The organism is Flavobacterium sp. LK-23, assembly GCF_058135255.1.
Window position 1 is genome coordinate 1 of record NZ_JBYUVT010000011.1, and the last position, 17,955, is coordinate 17,955.

General features: G+C 33.8%; 18 protein-coding genes and 1 pseudogene. 12 read left to right on the forward strand and 7 right to left on the reverse strand.

Translation table 11 applies throughout. The annotated features are described in order from the left end of the window. Window positions 1-44 precede the first annotated feature (44 nt). The 3 genes from AC3Y25_RS16005 to AC3Y25_RS16015 all read right to left on the reverse strand — a co-directional run bounded on the left by AC3Y25_RS16005 (window position 45) and on the right by AC3Y25_RS16015 (window position 2,279). The gene (locus AC3Y25_RS16005) at window positions 45-710 is read right to left on the reverse strand and encodes a DUF4304 domain-containing protein (RefSeq protein WP_489903420.1); all 666 of its coding nucleotides are present in this window, start codon (window positions 708-710) and stop codon (window positions 45-47) included. A gap of 64 nt (window positions 711-774) precedes the next feature. After that, window positions 775-1,677 (reverse strand): PhzF family phenazine biosynthesis protein, encoded by a 903-nt coding sequence (locus AC3Y25_RS16010; RefSeq protein ID WP_489903421.1) that lies wholly within the window; start codon window positions 1,675-1,677, stop codon window positions 775-777. A gap of 191 nt (window positions 1,678-1,868) precedes the next feature. Beyond that, window positions 1,869-2,279 carry a hypothetical protein gene (locus AC3Y25_RS16015; protein ID WP_489903422.1) on the reverse strand — a complete coding sequence of 137 codons (411 nt, stop codon included), beginning with the start codon at window positions 2,277-2,279 and terminating at the stop codon, window positions 1,869-1,871. A gap of 194 nt (window positions 2,280-2,473) precedes the next feature. On the opposite strand from AC3Y25_RS16015, the gene AC3Y25_RS16020 reads away from it, so the two are divergent. Further along, on the forward strand, window positions 2,474-2,644 hold the full coding sequence (locus tag AC3Y25_RS16020; RefSeq protein WP_489903423.1) for a hypothetical protein: 171 nt from the start codon (window positions 2,474-2,476) through the stop codon (window positions 2,642-2,644). A 13-nt stretch (window positions 2,645-2,657) separates the two neighbouring features. Beyond that, a complete protein-coding gene (locus AC3Y25_RS16025; protein WP_489903424.1) occupies window positions 2,658-3,974 on the forward strand; it encodes a hypothetical protein in 1,317 nt (438 codons plus the stop codon). A gap of 6 nt (window positions 3,975-3,980) precedes the next feature. Here the strand turns inward: AC3Y25_RS16025 and AC3Y25_RS16030 are convergent, their stop codons facing one another. Then, window positions 3,981-4,430, reverse strand: a complete 450-nt coding sequence (locus tag AC3Y25_RS16030) for a protease complex subunit PrcB family protein (protein ID WP_095930289.1) — start codon at window positions 4,428-4,430, stop codon at window positions 3,981-3,983. A 330-nt stretch (window positions 4,431-4,760) separates the two neighbouring features. Beyond that, a complete protein-coding gene (locus AC3Y25_RS16035; protein ID WP_489903425.1) occupies window positions 4,761-5,264 on the reverse strand; it encodes a hypothetical protein in 504 nt (167 codons plus the stop codon). Between the two features lie 216 nt (window positions 5,265-5,480). Between AC3Y25_RS16035 and AC3Y25_RS16040 the strand changes: the two genes are divergently transcribed. From AC3Y25_RS16040 to proC, 9 genes are all read left to right on the forward strand, one after another. Continuing rightward, entirely contained in the window at window positions 5,481-6,020 is a 540-nt protein-coding gene (locus AC3Y25_RS16040) for a DMP19 family protein (RefSeq protein WP_427875572.1), read from the forward strand. A 78-nt stretch (window positions 6,021-6,098) separates the two neighbouring features. Further along, window positions 6,099-7,019 carry a hypothetical protein gene (locus AC3Y25_RS16045; protein WP_427875571.1) on the forward strand — a complete coding sequence of 307 codons (921 nt, stop codon included), beginning with the start codon at window positions 6,099-6,101 and terminating at the stop codon, window positions 7,017-7,019. Window positions 7,020-7,178: 159 nt separating this feature from the next. Further along, window positions 7,179-8,450: a serine--tRNA ligase gene (gene serS, locus AC3Y25_RS16050; RefSeq protein ID WP_427875570.1), complete on the forward strand. Its 1,272-nt coding sequence runs from the start codon at window positions 7,179-7,181 to the stop codon at window positions 8,448-8,450. 84 nt (window positions 8,451-8,534) lie between these two features. Further along, window positions 8,535-9,389 (forward strand): prolipoprotein diacylglyceryl transferase, encoded by an 855-nt coding sequence (lgt, locus tag AC3Y25_RS16055; RefSeq protein ID WP_489903426.1) that lies wholly within the window; start codon window positions 8,535-8,537, stop codon window positions 9,387-9,389. 73 nt (window positions 9,390-9,462) lie between these two features. Next, on the forward strand, window positions 9,463-11,244 hold the full coding sequence (locus tag AC3Y25_RS16060) for a tetratricopeptide repeat protein (RefSeq protein WP_427875568.1): 1,782 nt from the start codon (window positions 9,463-9,465) through the stop codon (window positions 11,242-11,244). 126 nt (window positions 11,245-11,370) lie between these two features. Then, window positions 11,371-11,682, forward strand: coding sequence for a DUF4286 family protein (locus AC3Y25_RS16065; protein ID WP_008465514.1), 312 nt, complete (start codon window positions 11,371-11,373; stop codon window positions 11,680-11,682). Between the two features lie 121 nt (window positions 11,683-11,803). Beyond that, window positions 11,804-12,589: a 16S rRNA (adenine(1518)-N(6)/adenine(1519)-N(6))-dimethyltransferase RsmA gene (rsmA, locus tag AC3Y25_RS16070; protein ID WP_095930325.1), complete on the forward strand. Its 786-nt coding sequence runs from the start codon at window positions 11,804-11,806 to the stop codon at window positions 12,587-12,589. Then, on the forward strand, window positions 12,573-13,922 hold the full coding sequence (gene mgtE, locus AC3Y25_RS16075) for a magnesium transporter (RefSeq protein ID WP_489903427.1): 1,350 nt from the start codon (window positions 12,573-12,575) through the stop codon (window positions 13,920-13,922). Before rsmA ends, mgtE begins: the two co-directional genes overlap by 17 nt. Window positions 13,923-14,033: 111 nt before the next feature. Further along, window positions 14,034-14,810, forward strand: coding sequence for a pyrroline-5-carboxylate reductase (proC, locus tag AC3Y25_RS16080; RefSeq protein WP_427875567.1), 777 nt, complete (start codon window positions 14,034-14,036; stop codon window positions 14,808-14,810). A 510-nt stretch (window positions 14,811-15,320) separates the two neighbouring features. Here the strand turns inward: proC and AC3Y25_RS16085 are convergent. Then, window positions 15,321-15,398 (reverse strand): annotated as a pseudogene (locus tag AC3Y25_RS16085) (c-type cytochrome); the annotation flags it as partial. Window positions 15,399-15,592: 194 nt separating this feature from the next. Then, entirely contained in the window at window positions 15,593-16,732 is a 1,140-nt protein-coding gene (nhaA, locus tag AC3Y25_RS16090) for a Na+/H+ antiporter NhaA (protein WP_489903428.1), read from the reverse strand. A gap of 209 nt (window positions 16,733-16,941) precedes the next feature. On the opposite strand from nhaA, the gene AC3Y25_RS16095 reads away from it, so the two are divergent. Further along, window positions 16,942-17,892: a 2-hydroxyacid dehydrogenase gene (locus AC3Y25_RS16095; protein WP_489903429.1), complete on the forward strand. Its 951-nt coding sequence runs from the start codon at window positions 16,942-16,944 to the stop codon at window positions 17,890-17,892. Window positions 17,893-17,955 lie beyond the last annotated feature (63 nt).

The following is a 17,955-nucleotide window of genomic DNA, read 5'->3' on the forward strand; positions in this document are numbered from 1 at the left end:
AAACATGAGTTTACTACTGTCTAAAATTGTATTTTTATTTTTTATTAATCCTGTATCACTTTTTCAGGACTAGACAATTTTCTAAAAAACTTATCTAACCGAATTTGAATTTTCTCTTTATCGTCTGGAAAAGATGCTTTTGGATTTTTATCCCAATAATCAATTCCTTGATGTAATACCCGCAGTGCTTTTTCCTTATTTCCTGCAATTAAGAAAAAATCACAAGCCTTATAATGAAACCATTTTTCTTCAATCAATTTATATGCAGCATTTTCCCAATTTGAAAGATTATCTAAAAATGGAACTCCTATATTTAAAACATTATTTTTTAGTTTTTGAAGTACATTCTCTCTTTCTTTTTCATTTATGATTTCAAAATGAGATTCTTTTTTACCATTGATGACTGGAAATTCCCAATCTCTAATATTCCAATCCATTGCTCCTCCTAAATTGTCATTTATGGCATTTTCTCCAAATTCATTTAGATGCCATTTTAAATATTTCTTCGACGAAACTCCAAAAAAGATCCAAAACTCTGCAGACACATTTTCTTGGTTATGTCTGTTTGGCTGAAAATGAATCGTTTGGACAAATTCATCAACCTTTCTTTTAAAAGTTAAAGTACTTTTTGAAAAAGTAAATCCAGTTTGAGTTAAAGGCTCGAGTAAAGTTTTTTCGATACTTGTAGTTATGAGATCTTTTGGATTCATGATATAAAATATTCTGTAAACCGCAAAAGTAATAAAAAGATTACGTTTTGTGGTTTTTAAATAATTATATATAAAGTTCTCCTTTCATAGTAATAATCGAAGAACCTCCCACCAAAATATCTTCGTCACGATTCATGACTTCAATCATTGAGGGCTGCTTTAGTTTAACACCTTGAAGAATTTTATACTCTTTATCGGGTTTAGTAAATTTCTTTTGCGTTAAAAAACCAATTAAAGGGCCAGCGGCTGTTCCCGTTGCTGGGTCTTCATTTATTCCGATTATCGGATTAAAAAACCTTGTTTCAACTATATGTTCCTGACCTTCCTCTGCTGGAGCGAAACAATAAAAGCCTTCAAAATTATATTCTTTTGAGATCTGAATTAAAAGCTGGTTGTCTGGAACAAAGCTGTTCAATATCTGACTGTTTTTTATAGGAACCATTGTATGCGCAACTTCTGTTTTAACTATTGTTGGAACAAAAGAATTTACATCCAAATCTTCAATCTTTAAGCCCAGTGCCACCGCAATTCTATAAGTTGGAATTTCGCTTTTTATAACTGCCGATTTTTGATGCATTTGAACAACTGGTGAATAATTATCCAAATCGAAACTTACTGATACTGGAATTGCCGAATGGTTCATAATTACAAACGGTTCGCTTTCATTTTGCTCCTCAAAAATGGGAATTCCTTTTAGAAGAGCTCCGCACACTGCGCCCAATAAATTGTGCCCTGCGCCATCGATTTCAATTCCGGTTGGCGTAAATGAACGAACTACAAGTGCTTTTTCTCTTGTAGAATAATAGACAAATGAGGTTTCAGAATAGCGAAATTCTCTAGAAATATCTTGATAAGTTTCTAATTTTAAATTTCCATCTGTAAAAACAACCGAAAGTGGATTTCCTTTGTAGCTTTCGTTTGAGAATACGTCTAAAACGTAATATTCTAATGCTTTTCTTCCGCTCATATTTTCCTATTTTGAATCTAAACCGATTCTTAATGGAATAAAATTACGGTTTATTCTTGTATTTCATAGACACGTTTTGTTTTTCATGGTTATTTTAGCATTACTTTTTGATTAATAATTTGCTTTCGAAATCAAAAGAATAGACAAGAACTTAAAAGTAAGATGCTATATTTCTTTATGATATAGCTTTTTTATTTTATTAAAATAAGTTCGCACTCTGAATCAAAAATATCAGGGTTTACTGTTCTTAATATTAGTTTTTTCCCTTCTTCAAAAGCAATAATTATTTGACTATTATTTTTTTGAGGTTCACACCAGATTTTAGAAATTATCTTTCCAAAAAGATCAAATTCATGGGTTTTGTCAATATAATTATAGGAGTCATCTTCATCTTTGTCAATTATGTTCCAGTTTTGCCAGAATCCTATTCCAGCATCAAGAAAATATTGATAAAAATTATGATTTTCGATTTTTATATAAACAATTAGAGGTTCTTTTGTTTCTGGAATTTCACAAACTACTAGTTCTAGTAATTTTAAACCATTAAATTCGGTAAAAACAAAGTTATTATCCTGAAAAATTGGTCCCTTTTCTAATTCCATGATTTTTATAGTTTGAAATTTATTTGAGCAATATCGTCAAAATAAAAATAAGGGAAAAGTTAAAAAATACTAGGCAAAGATTTCATTTTGAATTAATTCAGTTAATTTTAAACCTTCCAAACAATATTTTCGTTTTTATGATATTTAAAAAGCTTTCGATAGGATTCTTTTTTCTTTTTCTAATAAATGAAGGGATGGCTCAAAATAAGATTAATCTTTTTTCTGAGATTAACTACAATTCGATTCCTGCAGTCAATTTAAACGAATACAAATCGGTTCAAGATCGCGACAACCGAATCCAAAATCCTAATATTGCTTTGGGAGTTGCTATATCTGGCGGTGGATCAAGAGCGCAGTTTTTTTAGCATGGGTATTCTTTTGGGGCTAGAAGAAATTCAAGAAGGCAATTCGAGTCGTAATTTTCTAAATGAAATCGATTATTTTTCGACTGTTTCTGGCGGATGCTATTCGGCGGGATATTACTTGACAATTCTGAAAAATAGATTGCAATATGATAATTGTTCCTTTAACGAATTTTATTTTTCAAAAGCCGATGCTTTCAAATCGGATGTCAATAAATCGGCTACTATTTTTTCTCTTTTAAATAATGGCAGAAACGAAAAAGGAGAAAAAGTCTCGATGGCGCAGCGTCTTGATCTGGAAGTTTTGCAATACGATAGCGCCAATCCAGAAAATCAGAATAAGTTTAAGACTCAAATGCTTTTGTCGGATTTCTTTATTCCGAAAGATAGCAAACTCAATCCGCAGTTGCCCATTATGGTGGCCAATGGAACGGCTTATAACAATGGAGAACGCTTTCCGTTTATGCCACATATTATTCGAGCCTTAAAAATCAATTCGTCTTTGGCTCCAAATAAAGCTTCACTTTCGCTTGACGAAAATCATATCAATAATGGATATGATTTTCCACTAACTTATGCGATTACGGCTAGTTCGGCTTTTCCTGGAGTTCTTCCTAAAACGAAATTCGGAATCAAAAATCAAGATAAAATTTTATGTGTGATTGATGGTGGCGCTTCTGATAATATGGGTTACGAAACTTTGATAGAACTGCTTCACAATGATTCTAAAGTTAAAGACAAAAACAAAAAAGCACTTTTTATCGATTGTTTAGGGCAAGGAAAGAAAGCGCCTTTTATAAACGATGGTAAAATCGGATTGCTTTCTTTGCTGGAAACAGCTTCTTTATATACGGTTCAAACCAGATACATGACTTTTGAAAAAGATGTCGAAAATGTGCTGGAAAAATATAAAATTCCGACTTCAAATTATCAAGTTATTGGTTTTACGACTTTGCGTGATTATTTATTAACCTTAAAAAAAGATCAAGTTTATGAAGATTTAGTCGCGCAATTAAAAGAAACCGATGATGATGCTGGAAATTGGCTGAAACTTTATGGTAATTTTAAAGCAGAATTGATTGCAAAATTTGGTGCAGGTAGTTTTAAGAAAGATAAATACGGCGAACCTATTCTTTCTAGCTTGGATAAGGAAAAATTTAAAGATTTTGACGCAGGTAAACTTTTAATGCTTTATGAATATGCTTCGCATGTTGAAACCAAACTAAAAACAACCCCAGAAGAAAAAGAAATGCTATTGCTATCTGGACGTTTTGCCGCTTATTTAAAAACCAATGAATTGAAAAATTTGCTGGTAGAGAATAAGGGAATTTAATAAAGATTATTGCTCAAAAATAACCTTTTTGTCTGTCTTATCTGTTTTGATAATGTCGTAAGGTCTTGATAGTTTTAAAGTGCTATTGCCGCTTTTTAGTCTTTCTACTTTTACAATTATGGTATTTCGATTTTCGGTAATTTCAACAATATCGATCGAATGGCCTTCTGTATTTTGAGTTTTATCTATAACAGCAATAACTTGATATTTGCTAAAATCAATATTAATTTCTTTAAAATCTTTAGACAAATTGGTAGAAACATTCATTTCTGCAATTAGTTTATCCCAAGCTTTTTGGTCTTTAATAATTAAATGTATTGGCGCAAGACTTTCATCATTTGGAAAAGAATCTCCTTTAGCAATCAACGAATATTGCACATCAGAATTTGGCAAATCATCGTTCTCGCAACTCGTTAAAGCTAGCAATATGCTAAATATTAGGATAATCCTTTTCATGGTTTTGGTTTTGGTTGCAAAGACTTTTTGTATTAAGCCTTCTCTATATAAACAGATGCATTTTTGTTCAAATAGTTGCGTAAAAGGTGTTTAGTTTTATCTGCATCTTTTATTAGATAAAGATAACGCTAAATTTGAAGAAAGATTGTGCTCAATAACAAATAAATGTGATGCAAAAGGTTTTATTTTACTTCATACCGTTCTCATCTATTAGCATTTGTTTTCTTATATAAGTTTGAAACGACTTATTTGTGTAATAAAGTTCTCCGCTTTCATGCCAAAATTCAACGACTTTACCATCATTCTGATCCAAGTTTATCGCCATAAAATTTAGTCTTCAAGTTCTTTCCAGCAAATATCTATTTCGCGTTGTACTTCATTTTTCAATTTTGGCAATTCGTTGGTAATCCAATCTTGGCTTTCTTTGCTGAGGTAGTTTTGATTTTCGTTTAATTTATACTTCATGGCGCCATTAATGACCTCTATCATTTCTTCGACTTCCGATGTGCCGTTCGCAAAGTTTGGACCTATTAAATATTTTAAAATTTCTTTTTCATATAAAGGTTTATAGTAAAGAATATGGCTTACTATTGGAAAAAAGAAATAAAAATGATCGGTGGGGTTTGATGGATATTGTATTTTATGTAAAGCTGTTATTAAAGAGTATGATTCTGAATCTGTAGTTTGAAAATTCAACTTTTTTAAAAGATCGAAACAAATTTTGGACTGAGGCAGTATTTTTCCAACTTCTTCCAGATAAGTAAATGTTTTATTAAAATTAGTTCTGTCATCATTTCCAAAAGAACTAATAAGAGTCGATATTATCTTTTTCATTTCAAATCTATGGAGTGGTCTAAATGATACATTTTTGCGATGTATTTATTTGGAAGTTTTTAATTGGCGGAAGAGCTTTAGATAATGCTAAAATACAGTTTTTCTATTTAGGAATGACGAAATTAAAGCTCAATGAGCTAGAAACATGCAAAAAAATGTAATTTATATTATTATTTCTCCCAACTTTGCATCACAATCTTTTAAACAAAAACTCAAATGGAATTCGGTAAAATCATAATTTCAGAAACTGCAGCGAATAGTGAAAATCCGCAAGACGTTGTCAATTCGAATATTTCAGTAATCAATTTAATGCGCGAAGAAAAGATAGACGACGATTTAATTCACGAAGATGCTTTAATGAGTTATTATTTAGATTTTTACGCTTCAAAATATACGGAAGGAAATTTTTCTAAGTTCGTTTATGATTCGGGGTGGAATAAAGAATTGAACGAATTAATAGAAGAAGGTTTAGCTTTAATTGGAGCAGAAAAACATTTGGAATTGTTTAAAGAGCAATGCCGTAAGCTGCGTTTGCAGAGTACGATCAAATTAGGGAAATTTCTAAAAGAGAAATACGATACTCTAAATGCTTTCAAAGATTTACTAAACAACAATGCTTATTTTGAATTGGATGAAAATTTGGTTGAATTGAATGCTGCATTCTTAAAATCGCATCCCGATACAGAAGTGCTTTCGGTAGAAGAAATGTTTGCAACACTGGAAGAGTTTATAGGACACGAAATTAAGAGAGATTAAGTTTTTATTTTTTTTGCGGTGGTTTGTAAGAAAATTATATATTTGAAATGCCCTAAAATTTCTAACAAACCTAAGTCTATGAAAAAAACGATTCTTTTAAGCACCGTTTTGATGTTTTTGTTTTCTTGCGGGAAAAATGAAAAGGTTCCAAACGATGCCGAGGTTGAGTATCAGGAACTCCTTTCGGAAACACAAGCTCATCTTGGTCTTAATAAAAAACCAATAAAAAAACTCATTTTTAAAAATCTGGATGAGATCGAAGATTCTAAAGAAATGAATCTGAAGTTGCTCTCCATAGTAGCATCAAACTTAAAAATCAAATATTCAGATATTAAAATTGCCGAATCGAGTTCCATCAATTTTGATAATCAAACCACTTTTTTTGTCCTGACAACTGTTGCGCACGATAAAAAAGTGTTGAAATCTCCAGATGAAGAAGAAATGGGAAATTATTTTCAGCGTAAATACTTATTTGTGAATCGGGAAGACGGAAGCATAATTGCCGAAGAATTTGATGAGAATCTAGGTTATTATGATAATGAAGCCATTCAGTTTTCAAAATCGCATATTTTGAAAGAACTTGTTTTTTTAAACGAAAATACTCCAGCAATTGCCTTTTATACAGAAGCGAGTGCAAGCAGTAGAATTGTTTTGTATTCGGAGAAGAAATTCACATTGGTTACTTTGGCTGACAATGAAATTAAAAAGGTCTTATACGAATATCCAATTCGATTAACGAATGGCGATTCTAACGGAAGCGGGACTTTTCAAGTAGAAACTCTAGAAACCGGTATGAGCTTTTCGGATCATAAAACGAATGGTTATTTTGATTTGATCATAACCAAAAACTTTTCTTATGAAGAAGCGTTCGAAAGTGATGCTGAAAACGGAATCGCAGAAAAAAGTGATCTGAAAATTAAAAAAGAATTAGAGAAGATTAAGTATAACGGAAGAGAATACGCTTTTCACAGAGACGACAGACATCGTTTTCTGGAGTAAAATTCAAAAAAAGCGAAATAACATCAAGGGCACTTTTATAGTGCTTTTGTTGTTTATAGGAGATTTCGGTTTTACTGCAAAACTTTGACCTATTGTTAACAAACATTTCCTTAAATTTGCTTCCGTTATAAAAAATACAATAGTTATAAAAATCAAGCTATGTTACAAATTGCATTTATTAGAGAAAATCAAGAGAAAGTAATCAAGGCTTTAGCAAAGCGAAATATCGATGCTAAAAGCGTTGTTGAAGAGGTGGTTCAATTAGACGAAAATCGTCGTGCTGCACAGGTGGAATTAGACAATACTTTATCAGAATCTAATAAATTGTCCAAAGATATTGGTGAATTGATGAAAGCTGGAGAGAAAGCGAAAGCCGCAATCTTAAAAGAAAAAACAGTTTCACTAAAAGAGAAAAGTAAAGAACTGAGCGAAAAAGCAGAAGCTTTGGCTGTTGAGTTAACCAATAAATTATACACTTTACCCAACCTTCCGGCAGATATTGTTCCTGAAGGAAAAACGCCAGATGACAATTTGAATGTTTTTCAAGAAGGAGATATTCCAGTTTTGCATGAAGGCGCACAACCGCACTGGGAATTGGTAAAGAAATACGATATTATCGATTTTGAATTGGGTGTAAAAATTACTGGAGCAGGATTCCCTGTTTACAAAGGAAAAGGAGCAAAGCTGCAACGTGCTTTGATCAATTATTTCTTAGACAAGAATACAGCTGCAGGATACAACGAAGTCCAGGTGCCTCATTTGGTAAACGAAGCTTCAGGTTTTGGAACGGGACAATTACCAGACAAAGAAGGACAAATGTATCATTCTACAATCGATGATTTATATTTGATTCCAACGGCTGAGGTTCCAGTTACGAATTTATTCCGCGATGTTATTTTAAACGAAAGTGATTTGCCAGTTTTGCATACGGCCTATACGCCATGTTTTCGTCGTGAAGCTGGTTCTTACGGAGCACACGTTCGCGGTTTAAACCGTTTGCACCAATTTGATAAAGTTGAAATTGTGCGTGTGGAGCATCCTGATAATTCTTACGCAGCTTTAGACGGAATGGTAGAACATGTAAAAGATATTTTAAAAGAATTAAAATTGCCTTACAGAGTTTTACGTCTTTGCGGAGGAGATATGGGATTCACATCGGCTTTGACTTACGATTTTGAAGTATTTTCTACAGCGCAAGATCGTTGGTTAGAAATCAGTTCTGTTTCTAACTTTGAAACGTTCCAGGCAAATCGCTTGAAACTACGTTTTAAAGACAAAGACGGAAAAAATCAATTGGCGCACACACTTAACGGAAGTTCATTAGCGCTTCCTAGAGTTTTGGCTGGAATTATAGAAAATTACCAAACTCCAGAAGGAATTGTAATACCAGAAGTTTTACGTCCTTACTGCGGATTTGATATTATAAACTAAAAAAAGATAGTTTTTAAGATACAAACCTAACAGGTTTTAAAACCTGTTAGGTTTTCTTAATTTATAGAAATTAAAAAACGGAGCATGATGAATGGAATTTTAAACTGGAACGTAGATCCTGTTATTTTCTGGATTACAGATAGTTTTCCTTTAAAATATTACGGAGCTCTTTTTGCCTGCGGAATTCTTTTAGGTTTCTACATTGTTAGAAATATTTATAAGAAAGAAAATCTTTCGCTAGATAATCTCGATACTTTATTGATTTATGTAATTGTCGGAACCGTTTTAGGCGCTAGACTTGGACATTGTTTCTTTTACGAACCGGAGTATTTCTTGAAACATCCGATAGAAATTCTTTTACCGATTCAGAAAATAAAAGGAGTTTATCAATTTGTGGGTTACCAAGGTTTGGCAAGTCACGGAGGATCGATCGGAGTTATAACGGCAATGATTTTGTACTGCCGAAAATATAAAGTTCAGTTTTTAGGACTTTTAGATAAAATGGCAGTTGCTGTTCCTGTAACGGGTACTTTTATCAGAATGGGGAATTTTATGAATTCTGAAATCTACGGAAAACCAACCAACGGAAATTGGGGAGTTGTTTTTGAAAGAGACGATCTAATCCCGAGACATCCAACACAATTATATGAAGCTTTTGCTTATTTGTTGATTTTTGGAATTCTGTTTTATATGTACAAATCAGAAAAAATTAGAAATGCACAAGGATTAATCTTTGGAACTTTCTTAACTTTATTATTCACAGCTCGTTTTATAATTGAATTTTTCAAGGAAAATCAAGAAGCTTTTGAGAACAATATGCTGATTAATATGGGACAAATTTTAAGCATCCCGTTTATTTTAATTGGTTTAGGATTGATTTTTTGGAAAACTAAGAAAGTCTCAGTATACAGTGACAGTTTACAGTTACCTAAAAACTAAAAAAGTTCCGGTTTGCAGTTTAGGTATGACTGAAAACCGCGACTGCGACTGAAAAACTAAATAAAAAGGCAGTATGAGAAACATATTGATCGGAATCGTTTTATTATGTTCTGGTTTGGCGTTTGGTCAAAACGAGCAGCTGGCTCAGTATTATTATGACAAAGGTGATTTTGATAAAGCTAAGATCAGTTATGAAGAGCTTTTAAGAAGCGCGCCATCCAATACGCAGTATTTTTTACGAACTGTAGATTGCTATCAGCAATTGCAACAGTTTGCTAACGCCGAAAAAGCTATTCAAGATCGTTACAATCGTTACAAACAAGGTGTGTTTTTGGTTGAATTGGGATATAATTTTCAGTTACAGAAAAATGATTCGAAAGCTAAAAATTACTACGAACAGGCGATCGAAAAAATAAAGGTAAATCCAAACGATGTGTATGGAGTTGCGAGTTCGTTTGAGAAAAAAGTATTATTAGAATATGCTTTAAAAGCGTATCAGACTGCAATGCAGATTCAGCCAAACTTCAATTTCAATTTTCAGATCGGAATGTTGTATGGACAGTTAGGTAAAACCGATTTAATGATTGATTTGTTATTGACAGAATCTTTTACAAATCCACAGAATACCAATTTGATTCAGACGCAACTGTCGCGATTCATGAATGGCGAAACCGATAATACGGCTTTTAAAGATGCAATGCGAAAAGCCTTAATCTTGAAAACCCAGAAAGATCAGGATGTTTTTTGGAATCATTATTTGAGCTGGTTTTATGTGCAGCAAAAGGAATTTGGAAAAGCCTTTATTCAGGAAAAAGCCATTTACAAACGCGAACCAGAATCGTTGATGAGTATCGTCAATTTGAGTCAGTTTGCGATGAATGAAGGAGACACCGATACGGCTGAGGAAATTCTGAATTTTATTCTCCAAAACACAAAAGATCGTGATTTACTGATTCAGTGTAATGCCTATTTAATGCAAATTAAGATCGATAAAGCGCAGGAAAAAGATTATCCAGCCATCAATCAAGAATTGCAGCAATTATTGGCAACTTACGAAATCAGTCCTTTTACCTTATCTTTGCAAATCATTCAAGCCCATTTTCTGGCCTTTAATTTGAAAAAGACAGAAGAAGGAAAGGCAGTTGTCAAAAAAGCTTTAGAATTAAATTTAAATGAATATCAAAAGGCAGACGCTAAAATGGAGCTCGCTGATATTCTGCTTTTAGAAGAAAAGTACAATCAGGCACTTATTTACTATTCGCAGATTCAATTGGATTTAAAGAATGATGTAATGGCGCACGAAGCGAGTTTGAAAGCGGCTAAAACAAGTTATTACAAAGGCGATTTCGAATGGGCGAATAAACAGTTTAAAGAATTAAAAGCAGCCAATACGCAGTTAATTGCAAACGATGCTTTAGAATATTTTCTTTTAATTAATGATAATACCGCAGCAGATTCGACTCAAGTGGCACTGAAACAATTTGCAAAAGGAGATTTTTTAATTTATCAGAATAAAAAACAAGAAGCGATTGCACAGTTTCAGAATATTTTAAAAACCTATAAAGGTCAGGAAATAGAAGCCGTAACATTATTGCGTTTAGGAAAAGTTTACGAAAGCCAGAAAGATTTTGCTTCGGCTTTAAGTCAATACCAGCAGATTATAGACAATCACAGCGACGGAATTTATGTTGATGAAGCGCTATTTTTCTCAGCCGAAATTTACAACGACGAACTAAAAGATCCAGAAAAGGCAAAGCCTTTATATGAAAAGGTAATTTTTAATCATCAAGACAGTATTTACTTTGTCGATGCCAGAAAAAAATACCGCGAGTTAAGAGGGGATAAGAATTTATAAATTCCAATATTTTAAATTCCAAATTCCAAGAATAAAAATTAGTAAAATGATGATTTGAAAAGATTTAAGAGGCAAGAGGAAAAACTCAGAACCTTAGAATCTAAGCATCTCAGAACCTTAGAAAAAATGATTATTTACAACGTTACCACAAACATACACGAAAGCGTTCATGACCAATGGTTAAAATGGATGCAAGAAAAGCACATACCAGAAATTCTGGCTACTAATAAATTCTCTTCGGCGCGAATTGTAAAAGTTTTGGTTGAAGAAGAAATGGGCGGAATTACGTATTCTGTGCAATACATAACAGACAGCAAGGAAACGCTAGAGAAGTTTTATATCGAAGACGAACCAGAATTTCATAGAGAAGCATTAGGTTTATTTGCAGATAAAATGCTTTCTTTTAGAACAGAATTGGAAGTTATTTCGGAACACTAATATTTAGTGTTCAGTTTTTAGTAATTAGTATTCAGTCAAAAGAAATTAAATCTTTGTGTCTTTGAGCCTTTGTGGCAAAAAAAAGAATACTTTTGCGCCCTCGTGGCAAACAAGAAATGAAATGGAAAAAGTAAAAGCCAAAAAACATTTAGGACAGCACTTTCTTAAAGACGAAAGCGTAGCAAAAGCTATTGCAGACACTTTAAGTCTGAAAGGGTACGATGAGGTTTTAGAAATAGGACCAGGAATGGGTGTGCTTACTAAGTATTTGCTTGAAAAGCCAATTACTACACATGTTATAGAAATCGATACCGAATCTGTAGCGTATTTGGATGCACATTATCCAAAATTAAAAGACAAGATTATTTCTCAGGATTTCCTGAAGTATAATATAAATGAAGTTTACCAAGACAAACAGTTTGCCATAATTGGAAACTTTCCGTACAATATTTCTTCTCAGATTGTTTTTAGGACATTAGATCTTAAACATCAGATTCCTGAATTTTCAGGAATGTTCCAGAAAGAAGTAGCCGAGCGCATCTGCGAAAAGAAAGGCTCGAAAACCTACGGAATACTATCCGTTTTAGCCCAGGCTTTCTATACTACAGAGTATCTGTTTACGGTTGATGAAAACGTTTTTATTCCTCCGCCCAAGGTGAAATCGGGTGTGATGAGAATGACCCGAAAGGAAGATTACAGTCTTCCTTGCAGCGAAAAGTTATTTTTTACAGTTGTAAAAACCGCTTTTCAGCAGAGACGAAAAACATTACGTAACAGTTTGAAAACATTAAATTTATCAGACCATTTGCGAGAAGACACTATCTTTGATAAACGTCCGGAGCAGCTTAGCGTCGATGAATTTATTGAACTAACTCTAAAAATAGAAACCGATGGAGTTCAAAGTTAGTAAAGAATTTATACACCAGCTAGAGGAGCTGATCAATAAGAAAAACGACAATGAATTAGAAGTTTTACTTAATGATCTGCACCACGCTGATATTGCCGAAATTTTAGACGAATTAGATTTCGACGAGGCAACTTATATCTTTAAGGTTTTAGATAGTGATAAAACAGCCGAGATTCTTCTTGAATTGGAAGAGGATCTGCGTGAAAATATCTTAAGCCGACTTTCACCAAAGGAAATCGCAGAAGAGCTTGACGAGCTTGAAACCAATGATGCTGCCGATATTATCGCAGAACTTTCGCAGGAAATCAAAGCGGAAGTAATCTCTGAAATATTAGACGTTGAACACGCCAAAGATATTGTTGATCTTTTGCGTTACGACGAAAACACTGCAGGTGGTTTGATGGGTAAAGAGCTTGTAAAAGTGAATGAAAATTGGAACGTTTTGACCTGCGTTAAAGAGATGAGAATTCAGGCTGAAAATGTATCTCGAGTACATTCTATTTACGTAGTCGATGATGAAAACCGATTAAAAGGAAGATTATCGCTGAAAGATTTACTGACTTCTTCTACCAAAACTCAGATTGGTGAAGTCTATATCCGAAAATTAAATTTTGTAAATGTTGATACAGAAGACGTAGAGGTCGCTCGTATCATGCAGAAATACGATTTAGAGGCAATTCCGGTTGTTGACGAATTAGGCCGTTTGGTGGGAAGAATTACCATTGACGATATCGTAGACGTAATAAAGGAAGAAGCCGATAAAGATTACCAGTTAGCTGCCGGTATTACCCAAGACGTTGAATCGAATGACAGCGTTTACGAATTAACCAAAGCGCGTTTGCCATGGCTTTTGATCGGAATGGTGATCGAAATTGTAGCGTCTTTTGTTTTGAAAGGCAATGAAGCAACTTTTCAGAAATATTCTACACTAATCATTTTTGTTCCTTTACTTTCGGCAACTGCTGGAAATATCGGAGTTCAGGCTTCGGCAATCGTAGTACAAGGTTTGGCAAACGGAACACTTAAAGATTTCAGCCGTGCTTATTTTACTAAAGAAATTACCGTTTCAATGATTTCCGGAAGTATCATTTCGTTTCTTTTGTTATGCTATCATTCTATCATGTATCAGCAGTATTTAGTAGGATTTGCGATTTCAATTTCAATGATTGTTGTGATTTTGTTTGCGGCGACTTTAGGAACTTTAGTCCCTCTTTTCTTAAATAAAAATAAAATTGATCCCGCAATTGCGACTGGTCCGTTTATCACAACGACCAACGACGTATTCGGAATTATGCTCTACTTTGGAGTAGCAAACTTAATTCTTGGATTTTAGATTTTTGCCACAAATTAGTAGATTACAGTGATTTAAGATCTCCAAAATCTACGTAATTTACAGGCGGAAAAAATGCTGTTTATCAGCTACAAATAATTAAAGCCAACCAGAATGAAAGTACACATAATTGGAGGAGGAAACCTTGGGGTTTCTATTGCCTTGGGAATTGCTAAATTCTCGAAAAACAACCAAGTTACTGTCACAAGAAGGAACATAGCAAGCATTCAATATTTATCTGAATATGGAATTGCTGTTTCTAACGATAATAAACACAACATTCAAGATGCCGATGTTGTAATTCTAACTATAAAACCGTATCAGGTAGATACTGTTTTGGCCGAAATTTTGCCCGTTATTCAAAACAAAACAATTGCTTCAGCAGTAAGCGGATTGTCTTTGGATGTGCTTCAAACCAAAACAAACTACGAATATCCAGTTGTTCGCATTATGCCAAATATTGCAGCACAGTTTGGAGAGTCGGCAACTTGTATTTCTTTTCCAGAAAAATATGCAGCAAATGCTTCGCCAATTGTTGATTTATTCCAAGATTTAGGAACTGCTCCTGTAATCGACGAAAAATTGATGGATGCAGCAACCGTTTTAGGTGCTTGTGGAACTGCGTATGCATTGCGTTATATTCGCGCGTCTATGCAGGCAGGAATCGAAATTGGTTTTGATTCTAATACCGCCTTAGCAATTGCGGCGCAAACCGTAAAAGGAGCAGCAAAAATGCTTTTAGAAGAAAAAGTGCATCCAGAACAATTAATCGACCGTGTGACAACACCACAAGGTTGTACAATTGTAGGTTTAAATGAAATGGAGCATAATGGTTTCAGTTCATCATTAATTAAAGGGATTAAGACTTCTTTGAAACAAATCAAAGGTTAGGTTTTTAAAGAAATTCCAAATAGTTTTAAATTCCAAATTCCAATTTTTGTTGGGGTTTGGAATTTTTTTTATTGATAACTATTTTCAGTCTGAGCGAAGTCGAAGACCTTACACGCTGTAAAATCCTTCGACTTCGCTCAGGAAGACAAACAGGATACAAGATTGTTATTGTTTAGATTGAAATTTGAGATTTAGAATTTTTTCACGAGCAACGATTGTCAGTCTGAGCGAAGTCGAAGACCTTATATGCTGTAAAGTCCTTCGACTTCGCTCAGGAAGACAAACAGAATACTAGATTTTATTGTTTAGATTGGAATTTGTGATTTTTGCCTTTAATATTTAATAACGTCTTTCTGAGCAGTACTCAAATAAGAAAGGAAGATTGTCTTCATTCAAAACATCTTTAAACATTGTTCGATGGTAATCGATTCCTAAGTTCTCGATTTTTGTACTGTCGATTTTGTGATTTTTTCTAAGCATCCATTTTACAAGAATTAAAGAATCTACATCACGAAGTGCAGGTCCAGTGCTTTTGGAGTCTAATTTGTGACAGGCAGCACAATTCGAATTAAAAATCTCTTTTCCTTTGTATAGATTTCCTGTTAATTCAAAAGCTTGGGTTCCGCAAAACGAAACGGGTATTTGAGGATTTAAGTTAGGGTTTGGAGGAGTATATTTTATTTGATAAATAATAATACCAACAAGCAATAGTATGAGTGATATTGATATCGCAAGTATCTGCCTGATTCTTTTCATTTAGGAAGCTTAAGGAAATTGGAATTTTACTTCAATCTGTTTAGCGTGTATTTCAAATAAACAAATCCCATAAGTCCCGCTAAGAAAGAAGCAATTAGAATCGCTATTTTAGAAAAAACAATAATTTCAGGATTTTTAAAAGCAAGAACGGTAATGAAAATCGACATGGTAAAACCGATTCCGCCGAGCATTCCTGCGCCTAAAATATGCGCCCATTTTAAATTTTTCGGCAAAGTGCACAAACCTGCCGTTACACCAACAGAAGAGAAAAGTAAAATTCCAAGTGGTTTTCCGACTACTAGTCCGAGAATGATTCCGTAAGTGTTGGCGTGATTTAAGCCTTCGTGCCAGTTTTCGGTAATCGTTAGAGCAGTATTGGCAATGGCAAACAAAGGTAAAATGAAAAAAGCAACAGGCTGGTGTAAAAAATGCTGTAACCTGTATGAAGACGTTTTTTCGCCACCATCTCCAAACGGAATCACAAATGCTAAAATTACACCCGTTATTGTGGCATGAACTCCAGAATTAAGCATAAAATACCACATTATGACTCCGCCAATGAGATACGGAATAAGATTATGGATTTTCATTCGATTTAAGATGAATAATAAGCCCCAAATTCCTAGTGCAATTCCGAGATTTAGAAAAGAGATTGATGTGGTATAAAAAACGGCAATAACGATAATAGCGCCTAAATCATCAATAACAGCTAAAGCAGTTAAAAAAACTTTCAAAGATGTGGGAACCCTTTTTCCTAGAAGCGATAAAATTCCGATCGCAAAAGCAATATCGGTCGCCATTGGAATACCTGCTCCGTTTTGTGTTGTTGTTCCGTAATTTAAAACCAAAAAGATTGCTGCAGGAACCAGCATTCCGCCAAAAGCAGCCATTATCGGCAAAGAAGCATTTTTAATATTGGATAATTCACCATGATAAATCTCGCGTTCCAGTTCTAAACCAATCAAAAGAAAGAAGATGGTCATCAATCCGTCATTGATCCAATCGGTTACAGAATGCCCTGAAAATTCTTTTTCCCAAAAAGAAACATACGGAATTTGAATCGAAGAGTTAGCGAGAAAAAGAGATAAAATCGTGACCACGAGCAAGATAATTCCCCCTGATTTTTCGTTTTCAAAAAAGGCTTTAAAAGTCTTGGTTAATTTCATTGGGAAGATTTTCTGAAGATTTATATGATAGATTGTAAAATCTTTATTCTTTCAAAGTTAAAAAAAAAATCTGACCAATAAAAAGTTTAGGAGCAAAGGCGCAAAGATTCAGAGGTTCAAAGTTTTTTGTAATAGGAAAAACTTTGGGGCTTTGTGACTTTACGAGATCAAATTAACCGTATTTTTGTTTTTTATAAAATTCAGAAAAAATGAGTATAAAAATTCTTCATATCGACAGCAATAATCCAATTTTATGGAATCAATTGGAAGAAGCGGGTTTCGAAAATCACGCCGATTTTAAATCTTCAAAAGAAGAAATTGAAGCGAAAATCCAAGACTATAACGGAATCGTAATTCGTAGCCGTTTCAAGATTGATAAGACTTTTTTAGATGCTGCAACAAAGTTGCAATTTATTGCAAGAGTAGGCGCAGGTCTGGAAAGTATTGACTGTGAGTATGCTTCTTCAAAAGAAATTCATCTTATCGCCGCTCCAGAAGGAAACCGCAACGCTGTTGCAGAACATTCGCTTGGTGTAATTTTATCTTTATTTAACAATCTAAACCAAGCTGATGCAGAAGTAAAGGCCGGACAATGGAATCGCGAAAGCAATCGCGGCCATGAATTGGATTTAAAAACAGTCGGAATTATCGGGTACGGAAATATGGGAAAAGCTTTTGCTAAAAAACTGAGAGGTTTTGATGCAGAAGTTTTATGTTATGATATTTTGGATAACGTTGGTGATGAAAATGCCAAACAAGTTTCGTTGGAAGAATTACGTGAAAAAACAGACGTTTTAAGCCTTCACCTTCCTTGGACACCAGAAACAGATAAAATGGTTGATAGCGACTTTATAAATGCCTTTAAAAAGCCTTTTTGGATCATCAATACTTCTCGCGGTAAAAATATTGTTACAGCCGATTTGGTTGAAGCTATGAAGTCTAAAAAAGTTTTAGGTGCAGGTTTGGATGTTTTGGAATATGAAAAACTTTCGTTTGAAACTTTATTCCAAGAAAATAATACACCAGAAGCACTTCAATATCTTATGGAGGCAAAAAATGTATTGCTAACGCCTCATATTGCCGGTTGGACTTTTGAAAGTCACGAACGTTTGGCTCAGGTAATTGTTGATAAAATCAAAGCAGTTTATGGTAAAAAATAGCACACAGGCTTTAGATTTTAATAACGAGGTTTTTCTTGTAAATTTTATTTGGCAAGATTAGTT